Origin of the sequence: Paenibacillus sp. MER 180, from assembly GCF_023713665.1 — a bacterium.
GTDB lineage: Bacteria > Bacillota > Bacilli > Paenibacillales > Paenibacillaceae > Paenibacillus_B > Paenibacillus_B suaedae.
In genome coordinates, this window is sequence record NZ_JAMAVT010000002.1 from 147,535 (window position 1) to 168,225 (window position 20,691).

At 46.1% G+C, this 20,691-nt stretch carries 19 protein-coding genes; 17 read left to right on the forward strand and 2 right to left on the reverse strand.

Annotated features, from left to right (window positions below; genetic code table 11):
* The first annotated feature begins 162 nt into the window (after positions 1-162).
* Together M3661_RS03315 and M3661_RS03320 are read left to right on the forward strand one after the other, a co-directional pair.
* Positions 163-798, forward strand: a complete 636-nt coding sequence (locus M3661_RS03315) for an NAD(P)-dependent oxidoreductase (RefSeq protein ID WP_044353956.1) — start codon at positions 163-165, stop codon at positions 796-798.
* 94 nt (positions 799-892) lie between these two features.
* On the forward strand, positions 893-1,660 hold the full coding sequence (locus tag M3661_RS03320) for a DODA-type extradiol aromatic ring-opening family dioxygenase (protein ID WP_251482326.1): 768 nt from the start codon (positions 893-895) through the stop codon (positions 1,658-1,660).
* A gap of 198 nt (positions 1,661-1,858) precedes the next feature.
* Here the strand turns inward: M3661_RS03320 and M3661_RS03325 are convergent, their stop codons facing one another.
* Positions 1,859-4,243, reverse strand: coding sequence for a TPM domain-containing protein (locus M3661_RS03325; RefSeq protein WP_251482330.1), 2,385 nt, complete (start codon positions 4,241-4,243; stop codon positions 1,859-1,861).
* Positions 4,244-4,717: 474 nt separating this feature from the next.
* Positions 4,718-5,302, reverse strand: coding sequence for a TetR/AcrR family transcriptional regulator (locus tag M3661_RS03330; RefSeq protein WP_251482333.1), 585 nt, complete (start codon positions 5,300-5,302; stop codon positions 4,718-4,720).
* A gap of 177 nt (positions 5,303-5,479) precedes the next feature.
* Between M3661_RS03330 and M3661_RS03335 the strand changes: the two genes are divergently transcribed.
* The 15 genes from M3661_RS03335 to M3661_RS03405 all read left to right on the forward strand — a co-directional run bounded on the left by M3661_RS03335 (position 5,480) and on the right by M3661_RS03405 (position 20,603).
* The gene (locus tag M3661_RS03335) at positions 5,480-5,830 is read left to right on the forward strand and encodes a YrdB family protein (RefSeq protein WP_251482336.1); all 351 of its coding nucleotides are present in this window, start codon (positions 5,480-5,482) and stop codon (positions 5,828-5,830) included.
* 173 nt (positions 5,831-6,003) lie between these two features.
* On the forward strand, positions 6,004-6,726 hold the full coding sequence (locus tag M3661_RS03340; RefSeq protein WP_251482339.1) for a 4'-phosphopantetheinyl transferase family protein: 723 nt from the start codon (positions 6,004-6,006) through the stop codon (positions 6,724-6,726).
* 175 nt (positions 6,727-6,901) lie between these two features.
* Positions 6,902-7,747, forward strand: coding sequence for a DUF4097 family beta strand repeat-containing protein (locus M3661_RS03345; protein WP_251482344.1), 846 nt, complete (start codon positions 6,902-6,904; stop codon positions 7,745-7,747).
* A 347-nt stretch (positions 7,748-8,094) separates the two neighbouring features.
* A complete protein-coding gene (locus M3661_RS03350) occupies positions 8,095-8,685 on the forward strand; it encodes an RNA polymerase sigma factor (protein WP_251482348.1) in 591 nt (196 codons plus the stop codon).
* Positions 8,669-9,598 (forward strand): DUF4367 domain-containing protein, encoded by a 930-nt coding sequence (locus tag M3661_RS03355; RefSeq protein ID WP_251482351.1) that lies wholly within the window; start codon positions 8,669-8,671, stop codon positions 9,596-9,598. Before M3661_RS03350 ends, M3661_RS03355 begins: the two co-directional genes overlap by 17 nt.
* A gap of 355 nt (positions 9,599-9,953) precedes the next feature.
* A complete protein-coding gene (locus tag M3661_RS03360; protein WP_251482354.1) occupies positions 9,954-10,796 on the forward strand; it encodes a DUF4367 domain-containing protein in 843 nt (280 codons plus the stop codon).
* 271 nt (positions 10,797-11,067) lie between these two features.
* The gene (locus M3661_RS03365) at positions 11,068-12,603 is read left to right on the forward strand and encodes an MDR family MFS transporter (RefSeq protein WP_251482358.1); all 1,536 of its coding nucleotides are present in this window, start codon (positions 11,068-11,070) and stop codon (positions 12,601-12,603) included.
* 92 nt (positions 12,604-12,695) lie between these two features.
* Positions 12,696-13,295, forward strand: a complete 600-nt coding sequence (locus M3661_RS03370; RefSeq protein WP_065294068.1) for a TetR/AcrR family transcriptional regulator — start codon at positions 12,696-12,698, stop codon at positions 13,293-13,295.
* 257 nt (positions 13,296-13,552) lie between these two features.
* Positions 13,553-14,488: a DNA-binding transcriptional repressor DeoR gene (locus M3661_RS03375; protein ID WP_065294069.1), complete on the forward strand. Its 936-nt coding sequence runs from the start codon at positions 13,553-13,555 to the stop codon at positions 14,486-14,488.
* A 248-nt stretch (positions 14,489-14,736) separates the two neighbouring features.
* Complete coding sequence (deoC, locus tag M3661_RS03380; protein ID WP_251482362.1) at positions 14,737-15,402, forward strand: deoxyribose-phosphate aldolase; 666 nt, start codon at positions 14,737-14,739, stop codon at positions 15,400-15,402.
* 81 nt (positions 15,403-15,483) lie between these two features.
* On the forward strand, positions 15,484-15,885 hold the full coding sequence (locus M3661_RS03385; protein ID WP_021256910.1) for a cytidine deaminase: 402 nt from the start codon (positions 15,484-15,486) through the stop codon (positions 15,883-15,885).
* A 99-nt stretch (positions 15,886-15,984) separates the two neighbouring features.
* Positions 15,985-17,163, forward strand: a complete 1,179-nt coding sequence (locus M3661_RS03390; RefSeq protein WP_021256909.1) for a NupC/NupG family nucleoside CNT transporter — start codon at positions 15,985-15,987, stop codon at positions 17,161-17,163.
* A 77-nt stretch (positions 17,164-17,240) separates the two neighbouring features.
* A complete protein-coding gene (gene deoB, locus M3661_RS03395) occupies positions 17,241-18,422 on the forward strand; it encodes a phosphopentomutase (protein WP_251482724.1) in 1,182 nt (393 codons plus the stop codon).
* 41 nt (positions 18,423-18,463) lie between these two features.
* Positions 18,464-19,171: a purine-nucleoside phosphorylase gene (gene deoD / locus M3661_RS03400; RefSeq protein WP_021256907.1), complete on the forward strand. Its 708-nt coding sequence runs from the start codon at positions 18,464-18,466 to the stop codon at positions 19,169-19,171.
* A gap of 130 nt (positions 19,172-19,301) precedes the next feature.
* Entirely contained in the window at positions 19,302-20,603 is a 1,302-nt protein-coding gene (locus M3661_RS03405) for a pyrimidine-nucleoside phosphorylase (protein ID WP_028531337.1), read from the forward strand.
* The last annotated feature ends 88 nt before the right edge of the window (positions 20,604-20,691 follow it).

Genomic DNA, 20,691 nt, shown 5'->3' on the forward strand with positions numbered 1-20,691 from the left:
ATTAGAAATACTCCAGTGACTAATGGAGTTTTTCATGGGCTAGTTGTAACTGTCTTTATTACATTAAAGTTTTATTGTGGTTGTGAGCGTGTACTGCTTACTTGAAGGTACTTACTTGAAGGCAATAACGAATATTGAATATAGAAGGGAAGATCGATGATTATGAAAATTGCAGTATATGGTGCTACAGGTACAATTGGACAACGTATTGTGAACGAGGCTTTGACTAGAGGACATGAGGTAACGGCAGTTGTTCGTGATGCTTCACGTGTTGCACAGTCGCATGCGAACTTGACAGTGGTAACCGGAGATATTCTGAATTCTGCAAGTGTTGCGGAGCGTACAGCAGGCCATGATGTTGTGATTAGTTCCATCGGTCCTAAGATGGGTGAAGAATCTGCGCTTGTCGAAGCTACTCGCGCCTTGATTAACGGGGTGAAACAGGCAGGAGTTGAGCGCTTGATTTCCGTTGGCGGAGCGGGCAGTCTTGAAGTGGCTCCAGGCGTTCAAGTGGTGGATACTCCGGACTTCCCAGATGCATGGAAGCCAATTGCACTCGCTCACCGTGACGCGCTTGATGTATATCGTCATGAATCCACATTGGCATGGACGAATGTAAGTCCTGCTGCCTTGATCGAGCCAGGAGAGCGTACTGGACAATATCGTACTGGTACTGACCAATTGGTTGTAGACGCAGAAGGCAACAGCCGCATCTCAGCAGAAGATTTCTCCGTGGCCATCTTGGATGAAGTTGAGAACCCGCAATTTACAGGCCGTCGCTTCACAGCAGCTTATTAATCGTTGCGATTTACAATTCAAACATTATGAATGGATGCCTAGCTGCGGCTAGGCTCCAGCATACAGCAATGTTGAACATTAAAGGAGAATCGAGATGCCAAAATCAATCTTTCTTAGTCACGGTTCGCCGATGATTGCCATATCGGATAATGATTATACTCGTTTTCTAACTGAGCTCGGAGCAAGCATGCAGCCGAAGGCGATTGTTCTGTTCAGTGCCCATTGGGAAACCGAAGAGACTACAATATCGTTCCAAACTGGAACGTATGAGACGATCTATGATTTCTATGGTTTTCCAGATGAACTGTTTCAGGTGAGGTATCCGGCTACAGGTTCCATCGAAATTGCCACTGAAGTAGAACGCTGCTTGTCCGCACGTGGGATTGCCGTAAACCGTGATGAATCTCGCGGTCTAGATCATGGTTCATGGTCGTTGTTGAAGCATTTGTACCCGAATGCGAATATTCCGGTCGTACAAATCTCGGTCAACCCATTCCTTCCTGCAGAGCAGCAACTGCTAATCGGCGAGGCGCTAAGTGAGTTGGATGAGGATATTCTTCTCATAGGCAGCGGAGCGACCGTGCATAATTTGCGCATGTTGAAGTGGGAGCAGACAGAGCCGGAAGCTTGGGCCGTTCAGTTCGATGACTGGCTCATTGAGAAGCTGGAGAAGAAGCAATGGAGTGAACTGGCAGCTTATCGGGAGCATGCTCCGCATGCTGCATTAGCAGTACCGCGGGCAGAACATTTTGTCCCATTCTTCATTGCGCTTGGAAGTGCAGGAGCTGCCTATGATCCGAAGGTCATTCATCGCAGCTATGAGATGGGGACACTCAGCTATATGTGCATGTCCTTTACGTAATGCTTCTGCAATCAAAAGAGAGCTATCCTTCACAGGATTACTGTGATTGGGATAGCTCTCTTCTTGCTATGCAGCACTTACGAGGTAGGACTGGTTACCAGTTATAATCTAAGATAGCCTAAGGTAACCAAAGACAAACAGATGAGCAAAGTTACCTACAGTTGTGTTATCCAATTGTGTTATCCTTCAACATGTTGCTTACCAGCTTGATCCGCCTGAGGAATTAGAATTATTGTTGTTGCCCCAGCTTGATCCCCCTGATGAGTTGCTGCTCGTATTGCGATTAACTGCTTGCCGTGCGGCAGCTTCCTCTTGCTGTCGTTCTTGTCTTATGATCGATTCATAAGCTTGCTCCATTGCTGTAAGGATGCCTGATAAGGCAGCTGCCTTGCGTGCGGCCTCGTCATAAGCGCCATTATGCATTAACCGATCAACGTCAGTGCTAATGGATGAGAACTGTGAGCCATATTGGTGAACATTCAGCCTGCTGCCATATTTGGCGCTGGATGAACGATATCGCTGCTCCATTCTAGCTAGTTCCTGTTCCACATTTTGTTTCTGAATCGCGGCTCGTTCGATTGCACTCAAGAATTGATTGGCTTCATTCAAGAACCGTGTTCCCGTATCTGTAAGTAAATCCATATCATACGGCTGCTGTGCCAGGAGCTGGCGTATGCTGGATTGCATGGCTGCCAAGCTCTTCTCCTGCTGCTGCCAATTGGAGTAGATACGATGGCGATCGATCGTATGCAAGCCTTGAGCGAAGCTGTCTTCAGCAGATGCTTGCATCTGCTTCGCTTCCTCCAACTTGCGATCGAGCTTGTGGATTAAGTCGTTGTACTGTTCAGCCGCTTGATCAAGCTTCTGAAGGAGTGCAAGGATGTGATCGAGTTCGCTTCTTGCTTGTTCATATTCCTGCACGTCCTCATCGCACCATTGAGTCACTCGACGAAGTGCGGATTGTACGGTATCTACAGCCTGAAGCTCCTCACGATACTGCCTCCAAGCCTGTTCCCAGTGCTTGCCTCGATATTGCGTCTGTGCACGTGCAGTCAATGCAGACAGTTCCCTATCCTGGGCTGCATATTGGGACAGCTTCGTTTCAATGGATTGGATATCGCGAGCGTTCTTCAACTTCAAGTCCGCTAGACGCTGCGTGATCTGGACAGCTTCAGCGAGCAGTAGGCTTGCGCGCTCGGCATGCTGTGCCGTGGCAGGAATATCTCCAAGCTTCAGGCGATCAAGCATCTGCTCATTACTCTGCTGTGCTTCTTCAATCTTGCCGTATGGATCGATACGCACGAGCTTCAAGCGATGCTCCTCGACAATCTGGGAGACGGAATTTCTAGACTGATTCATCTGCTCGGGAAAGCGCTGATACTGTTCTGCGTACTTAGATACCGATTGCTGATCCTGTTCCAATCGTTGAATTTCTTCATTCACATGAATCACTCGCTGCTCGGATTGAATCGGATCGAATACTTCCAGCTGCTTGCTGCTCAGCAATTCAGCGGATATCGCTTCTTGTCTTCGCAGCAGTTCCTCCAGCGGCCAACCGCGGCTCGCTTGATCCGCTTGGATGGAAGTAGAAACATGCTCTATCCGCTGTGCAGCATCCGCTATTGTTCGCTTCAAGTTGAGATCGAGCTGTTGAATATGTTCGATTTGAGCGGTTAGCTGCTGCGTCTCTTGTGTCATTGCCTGCAGTTCTGTATTCAGTCGCTTCAGCTCGGAACGAGTGCGTGGTTGAAGGCATTGCTGCCATCCTATGCTAGCTGCATACTGCTTCATTTCATGTAAGCGAATAATGGATTTCTCGGATTTAGCGCCTGCTTCTGTAGCCTGTTGAAGCGTTGCCCCCTGGGATAAATCTCGAATGGTGCGAATGCTCTCCAAGGCATGATTCGTCTGCACCATCAAGCTCGGTATGTCCGTTTGCAGTCGTTTCACCGTTTGCATCATGCGAACGAGATACAGGATGATGAGTGAGAGCAAACCAATTGCAATGACTAGAACAATCCACAGCCATGAGGAACTGGATTGCTGACCATGAGGTTGCCCAACCGGTGTCAGTCCGTTATTCATATTTCCGATGTTTGCTGCCAGTGCATTAGACGCACTCATCAGCTCTGATACTGCCTTCGCAAAATCGCCCTTCTTCGCATAAGGAATAAAGTGTGTATCTATGAATTGTTTCAATGCGGCACTGCCGCTTGCGCGGAAGGCTGCTGCATCCATTTGCTCCTGCAGGGCAGGATTGTTGAAGTTCATCTCAATACGCTGATCTTGTTGCGAAATCAAAATCAGCACCTCATCACTTCCCAGCTTCCATTGTTGATAAATGGCGGTAGCTGCTTGGGAAGGGGAGTCGCCATTCAAGCTGTTCAACGTAACAATATAAAAGGCGAGCGGTCCTTGGGCAGCTTCATGTTCAAGACTGGATCTCGCAGTTGAGGACAGCATGCTGGCTGTATCGAGCAGATGACCATCCTTGTCGGGAATATGTATGGCATATGATGTCATCGCAGGCAAGCTGATCAATAAGATCATGAAGATAAGGAAAAGGCGAAGCGGATGTTTCACGTATGAACCTCCTTCTAGGCGTTATTTACTAGCATTCAATCATATGGTATCAGTATACCGGAAATGATGAAGCTTCTGAATCTTGTGTAAAAATATGGTCCCTGTTTATAGATATGTGTCCCTATCCGTCATAACATCTTCTCTTCTCGAAGGAGAGGAGATCAAGCTGGGGACATTCAAACTTGTTATTGATCCCGGTACATGTAAATTGCTTCTACATGATTACGAATGTGCGGGAAAAGGGACATGTTGGATTCTTAGCAACCAGTGGATGACTATTACTGTAGTAGGCTATTAGAATGGAACAGGCGCAAATGTGCGTAGGGGGAATGGTCAAAATTTCGTCAGCAGCATATACGGATGAACAAATGCCGATCATTTGATCGGCATTTATGCGTTCTACTTATATCGAATAATAAGTTGCGAGTCTAAACGATGTTCCAATTCTTGATTTTGGTCGAGTGGGATTGCTGTCTATTGCGTCTCTGCAGATTCCTTGATCGTGTGAATGCCGGCAATAAAAGCATTGATTAGCAGTTCTAGGCTGACATCGAGGTCGAGGGGAATGCCGAAGCCTCCCTTTTGCTCCAATGATGCGAACCCGTGCAGTAAGCTGCGAAGACCGCGTGCAGCATGAATCGCAGCATCGCCAGCAAGTTCATATGCATGCAGGACTTGAACGACCAGTTCAACAATTTCCGTACTGACACGCTGCACATCCGCGTTTTGTGGATCAGGGGCTAGGAGTGTTGCATCATAGAGTCCAGGGTGATTGCGGACGAAGGCAACATATGCTTTGCCTATCGAGCGAACAGCCTCATCGCCTGAACGTCCAATAGCTGCACGTGTCAAGGCGTGGTTTAATTGCTCCAGGCCATGAATAGACAACAAAAGTCGTATTCCCTGCAAACCGTCAACGTGATTATAGAGGGACGGGGGGCGTACCTTCAGCTGCTGTGCTAATGAAGCCAGCGTAACTGCTTCGATCCCCTGTTTGTCCGCAATTAGGGTAGCTGCTTCTAGTATCATTGCGGGAGTCAAACCAACTCTTGGTGACATGTTCATTGCTCCTCTGTTGTTAAGTCATTCAGTTCATTCACTGTTAGTTAATTGTAAATAGCCAATGCCCAATAGACAATTGACCCCATCTAAATATATTATAACTAATGTAATTAGTTAATTCAATAACATCGTTTGTTTTTTGGTGTGGATTCCTATCAGATGGAGGGAGAGAGCATGGATACGTTCATCTACGTGTTACAAATATGTAATTTAGGATTGCGGTTCGTGTTGGAGCTTTGTACATTGGCAGCTTTTGCGTATTGGGGAATACAGAGGGGCAACAGTACTCTAACGAAGGTTTTGCTCGGTGGTGGTTCCGTTATCGTGGCGATGTTGATATGGGGGACATTTGGCTCTCCCAAGGCAACGATACCGCTTGAAGGCTGGATCCGAGCGCTGTTCGAGGCCGCTTTTTTTGGTCTGGCTGCATTATCGCTGCACGTGGTAGGAAAGCATGTGTGGGCTGCTATCTTTCTTATTGTTCTGGTGGGGAATTGGTTGTTGATGTATATGTGGAATCAGTAAACATCGTACTAAATAGAATGTTGCAGTGAGGCACCCAACTCGTGCGGTTGGGTGTTTATTTGTTTTACCATTACGGGCGTATGTAGAGGAAATAAAGGAAAATATTGTAGTATGATTGGGGCGGGTGTATAATTTTTGTCATATATCAGGAATGTATGGCAGAAGGAGGCATCATGAAAGTAATTGCCGTTCGAATTGACAGCATGATCAGGCTGAACGACTGGCTGCCTTTTCTATCGCCAGAGCGAAGAGAGAGGGTAGGCCGTTTCTATCGAGAGATGGACTCTATTCGTTGTGTGCTAAGTGAGCTCGTTGCCAAGAGCTTAATAATAGAGATGACAGGCTGTTCATCTGATCAAATTGCGATTCAAGCGGATCAGTTCGGCAAGCCTTATATGAGTGGGCCTTACCATCACATTCAATTCAATATCTCGCATTCGGGAACATGGGTTGTCGGTATTGCGAACGATCAGGGTCATCCAGTGGGAATTGATATAGAACAGATTGATGAAGATATGGAGCTTGGTAGCTTTGCAAGCATTTTGTCAATCGATGAGAAGCGGGTGCTTGACTCTGTACCAGTAAACGAACGGATGGAGCACTTTATTGAGCTGTGGACCTATAAGGAAAGTTATGTGAAGGCTGATGGCAAAGGGTTATCCATGCCTATTGACTTGTGTTCATTCACCCCTAGTCTGACTGGCGAAGCTGCATGGCAATTAGCGTCACCTAGCGACATCCCGTATTATTGGAAATCTTATTCCGTTCATCCTGACTATAAGATGACTGCTTGCTCGGCATATAAGCGGATGCCAGAGACCTGTGCCGTTAGTAAAGCCTCAGAATTTTTGCAGCGATATGTAGATCTGCGAGCCCATGCTGCGTCTGCAACCTGACAGATAAGGTTATTGTAGATGGGATGCAGTATAAGTGATGATTCATTGATGAGGAAATGAGGATTCGAGGAATTCACAAGTTGAAGTAGCGATGCTCCGAATCAGCGTCATACGGATAACCCATTACCAATATCATGAAATTATCATGTAATTTCATATAAGGAGATTAATCAAATTGAATAACAAAAGATGGATAACTGCTATGTTGATGATCCCTATTCTACTCGGCCTAAGCGCATGTAAGCAAGGAATATCAAATGTGCTTTCTACGAAAGATATCCCTGTTCATGTAGAGCGATCTTTGGACGCTGGGAATGTATCTCGCATCTCGATTCAGACAAAGAGTTCCAACATCCAATATAAGATTGGAACTAGCGATCAGATTCAAGTTCAATTAAAAGGCACATTCGATGGCAGCGAAGAGGAGAAAGAACAACTCCTGGCCACGGAAATGGATCAAGATCAGCTAGCGATCAAGGTGGGGCCAATAATGGGAAAGTTATATTCCAACATATCTCTATCGCTAGAGGTTGAAGTTCCCGCGAAGGTCTATGAGGAATTGAAGATAGAAGCTTCGAGCGGTAATATTACGACAGGTGAGATTGAAGCTGGCCAATTGTCTGTCGAAGCTTCGTCCGGAAACATATCTGTTGAAGGATATGCAGGGAAGGAATATAAGGTGGAAGCTAGTTCGGGCAACATTGAACTCGGAAGAATGGCGGGAAAAGGAAGTATAGAGGCCTCCTCTGGCAACGTAGATGTGGCTATTGATCCATTCCATGAATCGGTTCGCGTTCATACAAGTTCGGGCAATGCGACCATTCGAGTCCAGCCGGACGCGGTATTCCGAATTGTAGGCGATACGAAGCTGGAACGTGCCGATTTGAAAATTCCGGTAACGCTCGAGCATAAGGAAAGCAAGAGAAATTTCGAGGCAAGTGTCAATCAGGCCACATCGGAGTCGCCTGTTCTGGATGTAACGACTTCGTCTGGGAAAATGATATTGGAAAAAATCAAATAATGTCGGAAAGGGGCCGCTTCAACGCTACGGGGGAAACCCGGCCTCTTTTTCTATCGAAATTTGCGTAGCATGGTTTTTTTTCGAAATGCTGGCGGCCTCCCATTCTTCAGTTTCCTTTTTAGAACAAGGAAAGGCTAAACCCTACATATGGACAGATTACGTCCCCATTTACATCCCCTCATAAGTGCTGGGAACGAATTGGTCGTTGCGTCCCCTTTTATCCTCAATTTGCCTTAATCCGCAGGTCGTTTATTGTCGTCATATCCTATAGTTACCGAAATTATTTTTCATGTTGTCACATTCTTAGCCCAGTTGTTCGTTGTACAGAGTGGAAGGGGGAGTAGGGCTTGGATGACGCGGAGTTAAGTCAGATCATCGCAGAGGTTCTGGATGGGAACATAGCAAAATTTGAGATAATTATGGAGAAATACCAAAAACCGATTTTTCTCTATTGTTATCACATGCTCGGCAATTATACCGAAGCGGAGGATAACGCACAGGAAGTATTTTTAAAGACATTTCGCAATTTGCGGAAATATCAGAGTGAGGTCCCCTTTCGAGCCTGGTTGTACAAGATTGCTTATCATCAATGCATTGATATGATCCGCAAGCGGAAGCTGGTGAAATATTTGCCGTTTTTTTACCGGGACGAGAAGGAAAATAAAGATGTCGATTTGCAGATTGAAGCTAACTATTTTGATGAATCCGTTCATCAAGCCTTGTCAAAATTAACGGCCGAAGAGCGGAACTTATTAATTTTACGTTGCGTCGAGGATAAGAGCTACCGAGAGATCGGTTTGATTTTGGGTAAAAGCAGCGCAAGCCTGCGTAAAAAATACGAACGTACGGCTGCAAAATTCCGAGAGCATTATGCTCATGTAAAGGGGCTGGGAGTGTATGAATATGGACAAGGATCGGGATTTGAAAAAATTATTTAATGACCCGCGCATTCCCGAAGCTGACTTGACAGGAAAGGTCATGAGTATTTTGCATGCCGAACCCAAAAAAAAAGAGAGGTTTTTTGTGAAATATAAAGTTTCTTTGACTGTGATTGTAGGGACGATGTTAATGGCTTCCACGGGTTACGCGGCCGTTCAGTATCATTCATTGTCGAATAAGGATGGCGAAGTCGTATATGAGACTAAATCGGCGAAAGAGATGGGACCAGCAGAAACGAAAGATGTACAAGAGCATTTCAAGGCATTTCATGAACTTAAGGAGAAGATGTTAAAGAGCGGTGAAGCTGGACTGTTCTATCTTGTTGCCAATAACCCGGATCATCAAACAAATCTTGGAACGAAGGCGATGCCATTCCAAAATCTCTCTCAATTACGCGAAAAGATTACGGATAAATCCATCAAGATTCCAGACAGTGTCAATGGAAATTATAAATTTAAAGAAGCGGATGTGCTCTTTAGAAATGCTCAGGAAGTAAATCCACCTTCTCCGGAAGAACAAAAGGCGCTGGCGGAAAAACTGAGAAAGCAGGCGGAAGAATCCAATCAGGAATATGCCATGATGCCGGTTGAAATGACAAATCAGTTTTTCATTCTCAATGCTACGTATCAAAATGGAGAGGATAAAATCGGGGTTAATGTCACTAATCTGAGTGGAAAGGGCATGAACGCTGGATTGTATATTGACGAGAAAGTAGAGTTTAAGCAGGAGAAGGTTCAAGTGAAGGGAGTAGAAATGCTGTATACAGATTGGGGTCGTTCAAAGTGGCATGAGCTGAGATGGGTATACGAGAGCCCTGACAAAAAGGTGAAATACGTCTATATGATAGATGGAGATATAAATAAGGTAAGTAAAGAAGCCTTGATGAAAATTGCTGAAAGCTATTTGGAATAAAAAACTACTAAAAAATGGGGTCTGCTCCAAAGCGAATTGGAGCGGATTCCCGTTTTCTTTTACATATCAAAAACTTCCGGGGTCCCCGCAAAGTAATCGGAATAAGCTTCAAAGGCAGTTGTCACATTTTTAGCCCAGCTGTTCGTTGTATAGAGTGAAAGGGGGGGGAGGGCTTGAATGACGCGGAGTTAAGTCAATCATCGCAGAGGTGCCGGATGGAATACGCCAAAATTCGAGGTCGACTTGCAGATTAAAACGGGCTAATTTGATGAATCCGTGCATTCCCGATGCCGACTTGACATGAAAGGTTATGCAAATATTACGTGCTGAGCCAAAAGAAAAGGAGAGATTTTTCATGAAATATAAAGTTGCCTTGACTGCGGTTGTAGGGATGATGTTGATGGCCTCTACGAGTTACGCGGCCGTACAGTATCATTCTTTGAAGAACAAGGATGGCGAAGTCGTATATGAGACGAAATCGACGAAGACGCTAGAGGCCGGAAAAACAGAATCGAAAGATGAAAGAGAGCGGTTCAATGCATTTTTTGAACTTAAGGAGAAGGTGCTAAAGAACGGGGAAGCTGGGCTGTTCTATATGGTTGCCAATAACCCGGATCATCAAACAAATCTTGGAATGAAGCTGGCTCCATTCCAAAATCTCTCTCAATTGCGCGATAAGATTACGGATAAATCCGTTAAGATTGCAGACAGTGTCAATGGTAATTATAAATTCAAAGAAGCGGAAGTGCTCTTTAAAAATGCTCAGGAAGTAAATCCGCCTTCTCCGGAAGAAAAAAAGGCGATGGCGGAAAAGCTGAGAAAGCAGGCAGAAAAGTCCAAAAAGGGATATGCCATGATGCCAATTAAAATGACAGATCAATTTTCCAATATTTGGGTTACTTATCGAAATGGAGAGGATACAATCCAGATTACGATCACTAATCTGAACAACAAGAATGCAGGAATGTATATTGACGAGCAAAGTGAGTTTGAACAGGAAAAGGTTCAAGTGAAGGGGGTAGAAATGCTGCATACAGAATTTGGTCCTGCGCATGTGCACGATCTGACATGGGTATACGAGAGCCCGGACAAAAAGAAAAGATACGCCTATAATGTCCATGGAAACAGCGATAAAATCAGCAAAGAAAGCTTGATGAAAATTGCTGAAAGCTATTTGGAACTTATAAATAGTAAATAACAAAAACGGGAATCCCCTCCAAAGCGAATTGGAGCGGGTTCTCGTTTTTATTATTTAGGCTTTAGCCAGTTGAGAGCGTGAAACGTGAGAAACAAAAAACCACCTTTGAAGCGGTTATTTGATGATCTTGTTCATGAATACAAAAAAAGAGAAGGTGAATTCCGAATATTAACTTGATTATTTGTGAGGGTGGTTCTACAATATTTTTGATTGAATAATTAATCAATATAAAAACCACGCAAATTACTGCATTGCAGAAAGGAACATTCGTATGGAAATGAACCGAAGCAAACGAAATTGGACGATAGCAGCCCTGCTGTTAAGCATATTCCTGTCGTCCTTGGATCAAACAATTGTATCTACTGCACTACCCTCCATTGTTCAGAAGATTGGTGGGCTCGATGTGGTGTCATGGGTATTCACGATTTACATGCTGGCATCAACAGCGATCATGCCGGTAGTGGGAAAGCTGTCCGATATGTATGGGCGCAAGCGATTTTATATTGCAGGATTGGCCCTCTTCACGGGAGGCTCCCTGCTATGTGGGCTCGCAACTTCAATGACCCAGCTTATCGTCTTTCGAGGAATTCAAGGACTAGGAGCTGGTTTCCTTATGCCGATTACGTTCACGCTTGTTTTTACGATTATTCCGCAGGAACGTGCAGGAAAATTCCAAGCTCTCTTCATGGGGGTATATGCACTCTCTTCTGTCGTTGGGCCGACAATCGGCGCTTTTATTACGGAACAGTTCAACTGGCATTGGAACTTCTTCGTGAATATTCCGTTTGGAATCGCAGCAATCTTCATCATGTGCTGGTCATTGGTTGAATCACGCGCTAATACAGGCAAGCCGAAGGTAGATTATGCCGGTGCGCTGCTTCTTATTGTGACAACTGTTATTCTCTTGTTGGCATTCAAGCTGGCGGGTGAGGACTATGCTTGGGGATCGTGGGAAGTACTGCTTATGCTGCTAGGTGGGGCACTGGCACTGGTTCTATTTATCGGGATCGAGCTGCGGGCATCTGAGGCCATTATACCTCTTCACTTATTCCGCAATCGGACGATTGCTGGCGTTTCGCTAGCTTCCTTTGTTCAAGGGATGATTATGTATGGTGCTTTGCTCTACATTCCATTTTTCATTCAGGCGGGGCTTGGGGGAAACGTGAAGGATGCGGGGAATGCGCTAACGCCGATGATGTTCTCGGTTATGGTTGGTACTGTACTGGGAACAATGCTGATGAAGCGGCTCAGTTGGAGGGGATCGGTGCTGCTCGCGTCAAGTCTTATGGGAATGAGTGCATTCTTATTTACGACTCTGCCGCTTGACGTAAATATGTGGTATGTTAGGGGAAATACAGCCTTAATTGGTGTTGGAATTGGAATCCTTATGCCGAATGCGCAGACGGCTGCAACACTTACTGCACCTGAGCGATACAGAGGAGTCGCGACCTCGATGGTCACCTTCTTCCGTACGATTGGCGGTGTGCTTGGAGCGTCTATCATGGCGGCCATTGTAAATCAGCATCTGGCAACAGAAATTCAGCGGCAGGCTTCTATTCTGAAGCTGGATTCGGCAGTACTGGATAAGTTGAGCAATGCGCAAATGCTGATTGGGTCGACATCGCTGTTACCAGACCATGCAGCTGCAGCATTAAGAGCGTCGCTCGTCGCTTCCATTCACTCCGGCTTCTGGCTGCTGGTTATAGCTGCCGCCCTAGTTCTGCCGATGGGTCTCTTGATGGGGAATGAACGGTTTCATGCGGCAAATGCTGTGCAGTCGAAGCATTCGGATCATACATCTGTATAGGCATTCGTAGAATGATTCATTGTGTAAAGGAGGGGGCTCTGCCGTGCGGTTGCTAGTTCCATTAGCTGCTGTTCGTGCAGAGCTGTATGTATATGTCACCTAGAAATGCGGATCAAAATAAGTTGATTCGGGACGAGCGTAAGGAACAGATTTTAAGCAGCGCTTTAAAGGTATTTTCCAATCGAGGATTCGTAGCTACCAAGATTAGCGACATTGCGAAGGAAGCTTCTTTGAGTCATGGTCTTGTCTATCATTATTTTGAGTCGAAGGATGAGATATTCGCAACCTTAGTGGAACGGGCACTGCAATCTTCCGATCAATTGATGCTGATGACGGTGTCGGTTCAAGGGAACAGCTTGGATCAGATTGCATGGATGACGCAGCAAATTTTAAGTGCGTTCGCGGAGCGCGAAGAGGCCGTGTATTATCATCACATTATGCTGCAAGCCTCTACGTATCAATCGATGCCGGATTCCGTGAAGTCACAGATGCAGCAATTAACCAGTCCAATGAAGCATATGGTAGGGATAATAGAGGAAGGTCAGCGCAGGGGTGAGATTCACGGCGGGGATGCCAAGCGGCTGACTACGCTGTATTGGTCCATGATTCAAGGTCTGGCGCTTATGAAGATTGAAGCGGGTGAATATTTCAGCATGCCTGATTGTGATATGATTGTTCGCATGTTCAAGTAATTTCCCCGCTTGTGATTGGTAATTAATGGATTATTGAATAATAGAATAAGGCTTCATAAAGTGATGGAAATATAGGATTTGGAGCTAATGTTTTAACGATTGTTCACAATTGGGCAGAAGTCTCTGATTCGTTCGTGAGCGTTTACATATCTGCAGATTATGATAGTATAGGTTCAATGAAGTAAGGTTGCGGCTGTCTTGCCTATGCGTGTTGACGGCATATTCATAGAATCATTTCACAAAAGTGGGTTGTAGACATGGATCATGACAAACAGCGATTGAGTATTGAAGCGGCAAGATTATATTATTTATCGGATTATAGCCAGATGGACATTGCAGCCAAGTTAGGGGTATCCCGTCCGACTGTATCCCGGCTGCTGCAATATGCGAAGGAGCAAGGGTTCGTACGGATCGATATTGTCGATCCGCTTGAGGATCTGGATGCATTGGGAGCACGACTTAGACATCGGTATGGACTGGATACGGCACTCGTCTGCTATTCGCCGGTGAACGAATACAAGGAAATTCAGAAACATATTAGCAAGCGAGCAGCTGAGTATTTAGCCGAAACGGTTCAAGATACAGATATTATCGGTGTAACATGGGGACGTACGATGCATGCAGTTGCACAGCAGCTTCAACAGAAGCAGGTTCGAGGCGTTGAGGTTGTACAGCTCAAGGGAGGCATTAGCCACTCGCATGTGAATACGTATGCGGCGGAGACGGTGAATCTGTTTGCATCAGCCTTTCATACGATTGCCCGTTATTTGCCGCTGCCCGTTATATTTGACAGCGTCGCCTTGAAGCAAATGGTGGAGGAGGATCGGCATATCCGCCGAATCATTCAGCTTGGCAAGCAGGCCAATATTGCGGTGTTCACCGTGGGTACGGTGAATGATGATGCATTGTTGTTCCAGCTTGGCTACTTCAGCAGTGAAGAGAAGAAGCTGCTGCAGAGCAGAGGTGTCGGTGATATATGCTCGCGATTCTTCGATGCGGAGGGCCGCATTTGCAGTGAAGGAATTAATGATCGAACCGTAGGAATTGATTTGCCGGATTTGCGGGAGAAGGACAAGTCGATACTTGTAGCAGGGGGACAGCGCAAGATTGATGCGATCCGTGCAGCGCTTGTTGGTAAATATGCCAATATACTGGTAACCGATCAATTTACGGCGCAAGCATTATTGCAATAATTACCGCTATGCAGCGACAATGAAAGCCCTTAGAGTAGGTACGTGGAGGCGAAGCCCCATATTCTATTCTGAGGGATTTTTTATGCGCTTTTTGTTCAAAATATTGTAAGAAAGCTGTTCATAATATTGTAATGAACAAAATTTCTGAGCGATCTTTACATCTGTTCAGACCGCATGATATGATACCCATGAAATCAATATTACATTTATTAAATGGATATGACACAAGAATATAAGGGGTGTGCAGCATGAGCATAGCACGTATGATTGACCATACGATGTTGAAGGCAGACGCTGTTCAAGCGGATATTGCCAAGCTGGTTGAGGAAGCGAAGCAGTATCAATTCGCTTCGGTGTGCGTTAACCCGACTTGGGTGGCTTACTGTGCAGAGCAGCTTGCTGGTACAGAAGTTAAGGTATGTACGGTTATTGGATTCCCGCTCGGTGCATCTACATCTGCTGTTAAGGCATTGGAGACGCAAGATGCGATTGCAGGTGGTGCAACCGAAGTTGATATGGTTATTAATATTGGAGAGCTGAAGGCCGGCAACGATGATTTCGTGCAGAAGGACATCGAGGCGGTTGTGAAAGCGGCTTCAGGCAAAGCACTCGTTAAGGTCATTATTGAGACTTGCCTGCTTACTGATGAGCAGAAGATTCGCGCTTGTGAACTGGCTGTGAAGGCAGGAGCTGACTTCGTGAAGACATCTACAGGTTTCTCGACAGGCGGTGCGACTCGTGAAGATGTAGCACTTATGCGCAAGACGGTCGGCCAGCAGACAGGTGTGAAGGCATCTGGCGGCGTTCGCAGCTTGGAAGATGTGAACAACATGATTGAAGCGGGAGCAACTCGAATTGGAGCAAGCTCTGGCGTCAGCATCATGAATGGCATTACATCGACATCTTCTTATTAAAATAGAGACGTGAATCATTCCTTCGGTAGGCGAGTCGCTTATGGAAGGGATGATTCACTGTCCAATGAGGAGGATCAGCCCATGAAAGAACAGTTGATTCAAGAAGCGCTGGAGGCGCGCAAGCAGGCTTACGCACCATATTCTCATTTCCAGGTTGGGGCGGCTATTTTAGCGGATGGAACCATTTATCGTGGCTGCAACGTAGAGAACGCATCCTATGGCTTGACGAACTGTGCGGAACGAACGGCTGTATTCAAGGCTGTATCGGAAGGCAAACGTAAGGTAGAAGCTGTTGCTGTAGTTGCGGATACGGAAGGGCCTGTATCTCCGTGTGGAGCTTGTCGCCAAGTGTTGGCAGAGTTCTGCGATGGTGATACGAAGATTTACTTGACGAATCTTAAGGGTGACACAGAGGAATGGACAATGTCCCAACTGCTTCCTGGCGCGTTTTCAGGTGCCGATATGGAAAAGGATAGCGAGTAAAACAAAGATAGAAATCACGTTCGATTTGAAAGCGGTAACAAGGTGCTCTAAATCATTTTTAAGAAATCGATGCATGCTCTAGCATGGGGGGAACTTTACATGAAATTTGTAATTGCGATCATTGGTCTGCTGGCTGTATTCGGACTCACATATATCGCAAGTAAGGATCGACGCAACATTCGCTATCGTCCATTGGCCATAATGGTCGTTTTGCAGGCAATTTTGGCATTTGTGCTGTTGAATACAAGTGTCGGGGAAGTGATAATCGGCAAATTTGCTAAAGTTTTTGAATCATTGCTCGGTTATGCAGCCGAAGGCATTAACTTTGTGTTTGGCGGAATCGTGAATGATATTCAAGGCACTCAATTTTTCTTAAACGTTTTGCTGCCGATTGTTTTTATTTCCGCCTTGATTGGTATTTTGCAATACACGAAAATCTTGCCGTTCATTATTAAGTACATCGGTCTTGGATTGAGCAAGGTTAACGGTATGGGTAAGCTGGAATCATACAACGCAGTAGCATCTGCAATTCTGGGTCAGTCCGAAGTATTTATTTCGGTGAAGAAGCAAATCGGGCTGCTGCCGGAGCGCCGCTTATATACACTTTGTGCTTCTGCGATGTCGACAGTATCGATGTCCATTGTCGGTGCTTATATGACAATGATTCAGCCTAAATATGTAGTAACTGCGCTTGTATTGAACCTATTTGGCGGATTTATTATCGCTTCGATTTTGAATCCATATAAGGTATCGAAGGAAGAAGATATTCTGGAAGTGCAGGAAGAGCATAAGCAATCGTTCTTCGAAATGCTGGGCGAATACATTATGGACGGCTTCAAGGTCGCGATTACTGTTGCTGCGATGCTGATCGGTTTCGTTGCCTTGATTGCACTTATCAACGGCATCTTCGGCAGTATCTTCGGAATTTCATTCCAAGAAGTGCTTGGCTATGTGTTCGCACCATTCGCATTCCTGATGGGGGTACCTTGGAAGGAAGCGGTCGATGCGGGAAGCATTATGGCAACGAAGATGGTAGCGAACGAATTCGTCGCGATGCTGGATCTTGGCAAGCTAGCTCTGTCTGAGCGTACTACAGGTATCGTATCTGTATTCTTGGTATCGTTCGCGAACTTCTCCTCGATCGGCATCATTTCTGGTGCAGTGAAGGGACTTCATGAGAAGCAGGGCAACGTAGTGGCACGCTTCGGTCTTCGCTTGCTGTACGGCGCTACGATGGTAAGCGTATTGTCTGCGATTGTTGCAGGTATTTTCCTATAACTATATTCACAACGTCCACTTCTGGTTAAGTGGACGTTGTAAGCATCTAAATCAGCTTGGGAAAGGGGAACGACATGATGACAACATTCAAAAGGATTCATCTTATCGTTATGGACTCGGTAGGCATCGGTGAAGCACCTGATGCGGCACAATTCGATGATGTAGGCTCAGATACACTCGGGCATATCGCACAGGAATGCGGAGGGCTGAACATGCCTAATATGGCTGCACTCGGCTTGTCCAATATTCGCTCGATTCCTGGCATAGAGGTGGCCGAACGTCCCCTAGGCTATTATGGAAAAATGCAAGAAACCTCCCGCGGCAAAGATACAATGACTGGACATTGGGAGATCATGGGGCTGTATATTGATACTCCATTCCGCGTGTTTCCGGATGGATTCCCAGCGGAACTGATTGAACGCATTGAGGCGAAGACGGGACGCAAGGTAATCGGCAACAAGCCGGCAAGCGGAACTGAAATTATCGATGAGCTCGGTGAAGAGCATGTGAAGACAGGCGCTCTCATTATTTATACTTCTGCGGATTCTGTTCTACAAATTGCAGCGCATGAAGAGGTAGTTCCATTGAAGGAACTGTACGAGATTTGTGAGTTCTGTCGCGAAATTACTCGAGATGACCCTTACATGCTTGGACGGATTATTGCACGTCCATTTGTAGGGGAGCCTGGGAACTTTACGCGTACGTCGAACAGACATGATTATGCCTTGAAGCCATTTGGCCGCACAACAATGAATGAGCTGCAGGATCAAGGCTACGATGTGGTCGCATTAGGCAAAATTTCAGATATTTATGATGGCGAAGGAATTACACAAGCAATTCGAACAAAGTCTAATATGGACGGCATGGATAAATTTATCGCGACACTGGATGAGCCATTCAAGGGATTAAGTTTCATAAATCTCGTTGACTTCGATGCATTGTACGGACATCGCCGCGATCCAGCGGGTTACGGACGTGCGCTAGAGGAATATGATGCTCGGCTGCCTGAAGTATTTGCGAAGATGACGGATGAGGATCTGCTCCTCATTACAGCAGACCATGGCAATGATCCAACGTACAAAGGCACTGACCATACGAGGGAGTACGTTCCACTGATTGCATATTCTCCGCGCTTTGCAGATGGAGGCAAGGAGCTTCCACTTCGTGGAACATTTGCAGATATCGCGGCAACGGTTGCCGAGAACTTTGCAGTTGCGGCACCAGCGTATGGCAAGAGCTTTTTATCTGATTTGAAATAATTCGGATTTGAAATAATTCATCATACTGGAGGAACATAACTATGAGTGTACACATTGGAGCGAAACAAGGCGACGTTGCAGAAACGATATTGTTGCCAGGAGATCCATTGCGTGCGAAATATATCGCAGAAACGTACTTGGAAGGTATTACTTGCTACAACGAGGTTCGCGGGATGCTCGGCTTCACGGGAACTTACAAAGGCAAGCGCATTTCCGTACAAGGTACGGGCATGGGGGTTCCGACAACAAGCATTTATGTAAATGAGCTGATCAATGAGTACGGTGTGAAGAACTTGTTCCGTGTAGGTACTTGCGGTGCGATGCAGAAGGACGTTCATGTGCGTGATGTCGTGCTTGCGCAAGCAACTTGTACAGATTCCAGCATGAACCGTCATGTCTTCGGCGGATATGACTACTCTCCAATCGCCAGCTTCTCCTTGCTGAAGGGGGCTTATGAGAATGCGGTTGCGAAGGGAATGAACGTTCATGTCGGCAACATCTTCACTTCCGACATGTTCTACCGCGATGACAAGTCTGTTGTTCAGAAGCTGATGGATTATGGCGTATTGGCCGTGGAAATGGAAACAACGGCTCTGTACACACTGGCTGCGAAATATGGTGTGAATGCATTGACAATCTTAACAGTTAGCGACCACTTGCTGACAGGTGAGGAAACGACATCGCAAGAGCGTCAAACAACGTTCAATGACATGATGGAAGTGGCGTTGGAGACAGCTATTTCGCTGTAAGTAGTTTTGTCATTAGCAACAAGCAAAGGCGTTTATAGGGTTGGCATTATAGTGAATTCGTTTTTGGTTAAGAATGATGAACGAACCTGCGTTCAAGCATATATCCAATGGAGAGCGAGGAGAATCAACGATGAGAATGGTGGATCTGATTGCGAAGAAGCGTGACGGCAAGGAACTGACGACAGAGGAAATTAACTTTGTTATTGATGGCTATACCAAAGGTGATATCCCGGATTATCAAGTCAGTGCATTTGCGATGGCCATTTATTTTCAAGATATGACGGAGCGGGAGCGGGCTGATTTGACGATGGCCATGGTCAACTCCGGTGAAACGATTGATCTCTCAGCAATTGAGGGTGTTAAGGTAGATAAGCATTCAACTGGCGGTGTTGGCGATACGACGACGCTTGTACTCGCCCCTCTAGTTGCTGCATTGGATATTCCAGTAGCCAAGATGTCAGGTCGTGGGCTTGGCCATACAGGCGGTACGATTGATAAGCTTGAGGCAATCGAAGGCTTCCATGTGGAAATTACGAAGGACGAGTTCGTAAACCTGGTTAACAACCATAAAATTGCGGTAATCGGTCAGACAGGCAACTTAACGCCTGCGGACAAGAAGTTGTATGCCCTGCGTGACGTTACAGCAACTGTCAATTCCATTCCGCTTATTGCAAGCTCCATTATGAGCAAGAAGATTGCGGCAGGTTCCGATGCCATCGTGCTCGATGTGAAGACTGGAGCAGGGGCCTTCATGAAGACGGCTGAGGATGCGAAGGAATTGGCGCATGCGATGGTCAGCATCGGCAACAATGTTGGTCGCAAGACGATGGCTGTTATATCCGATATGAGCCAGCCGCTCGGACGTGCAATCGGCAACTCGCTTGAAGTACAGGAAGCGATTGATACGCTGCGTGGACATGGCCCTGAGGATCTGGAAGAGCTGTGCTTCGCACTCGGCAGACAAATGGTATTCTTAGCCGGCAAGGCATCCTCCTTGGAAGAGGCGGAAGAGAAGCTGAAGGAAGTCATTACGAACGGCAAGGCGTTGGAGAAGTTCAAGGAATTCATCGCGAACCAAGGCGGCAATCCAGAGGTCGTCGACGATCCGAACAAGCTGCCGCAGGCTGCTTATAAGATCGAAGTTCCTGCTAAGGAAGATGGCGTAGTGGCAGAAATCGTCGCTGACGAGATTGGTACAGCAGCGATGCTGCTTGGCGCTGGCCGCGCAACGAAGGAGTCCGAAATCGATCTTGCTGTAGGCTTGATGCTGAACAAGAAGATTGGAGATGCGGTTAAGGCAGGCGAGTCTTTGGTAACGATTCATGCAAATCGTGAGAACGTTGATGACGTCATTGCTAAGATTTATGAGAACATTCGGATTAGCGACCATGCAGAGGCACCAGTGCTTGTCCATGATATCGTCACGGAATAAGTTTAGGTTCAATGGAGAGCAGGATTGCGGGCAGATGCCTTGCAGCCTGCTCTTTTTCTTTTTCATGCAGATTTTTTCTATATGGATC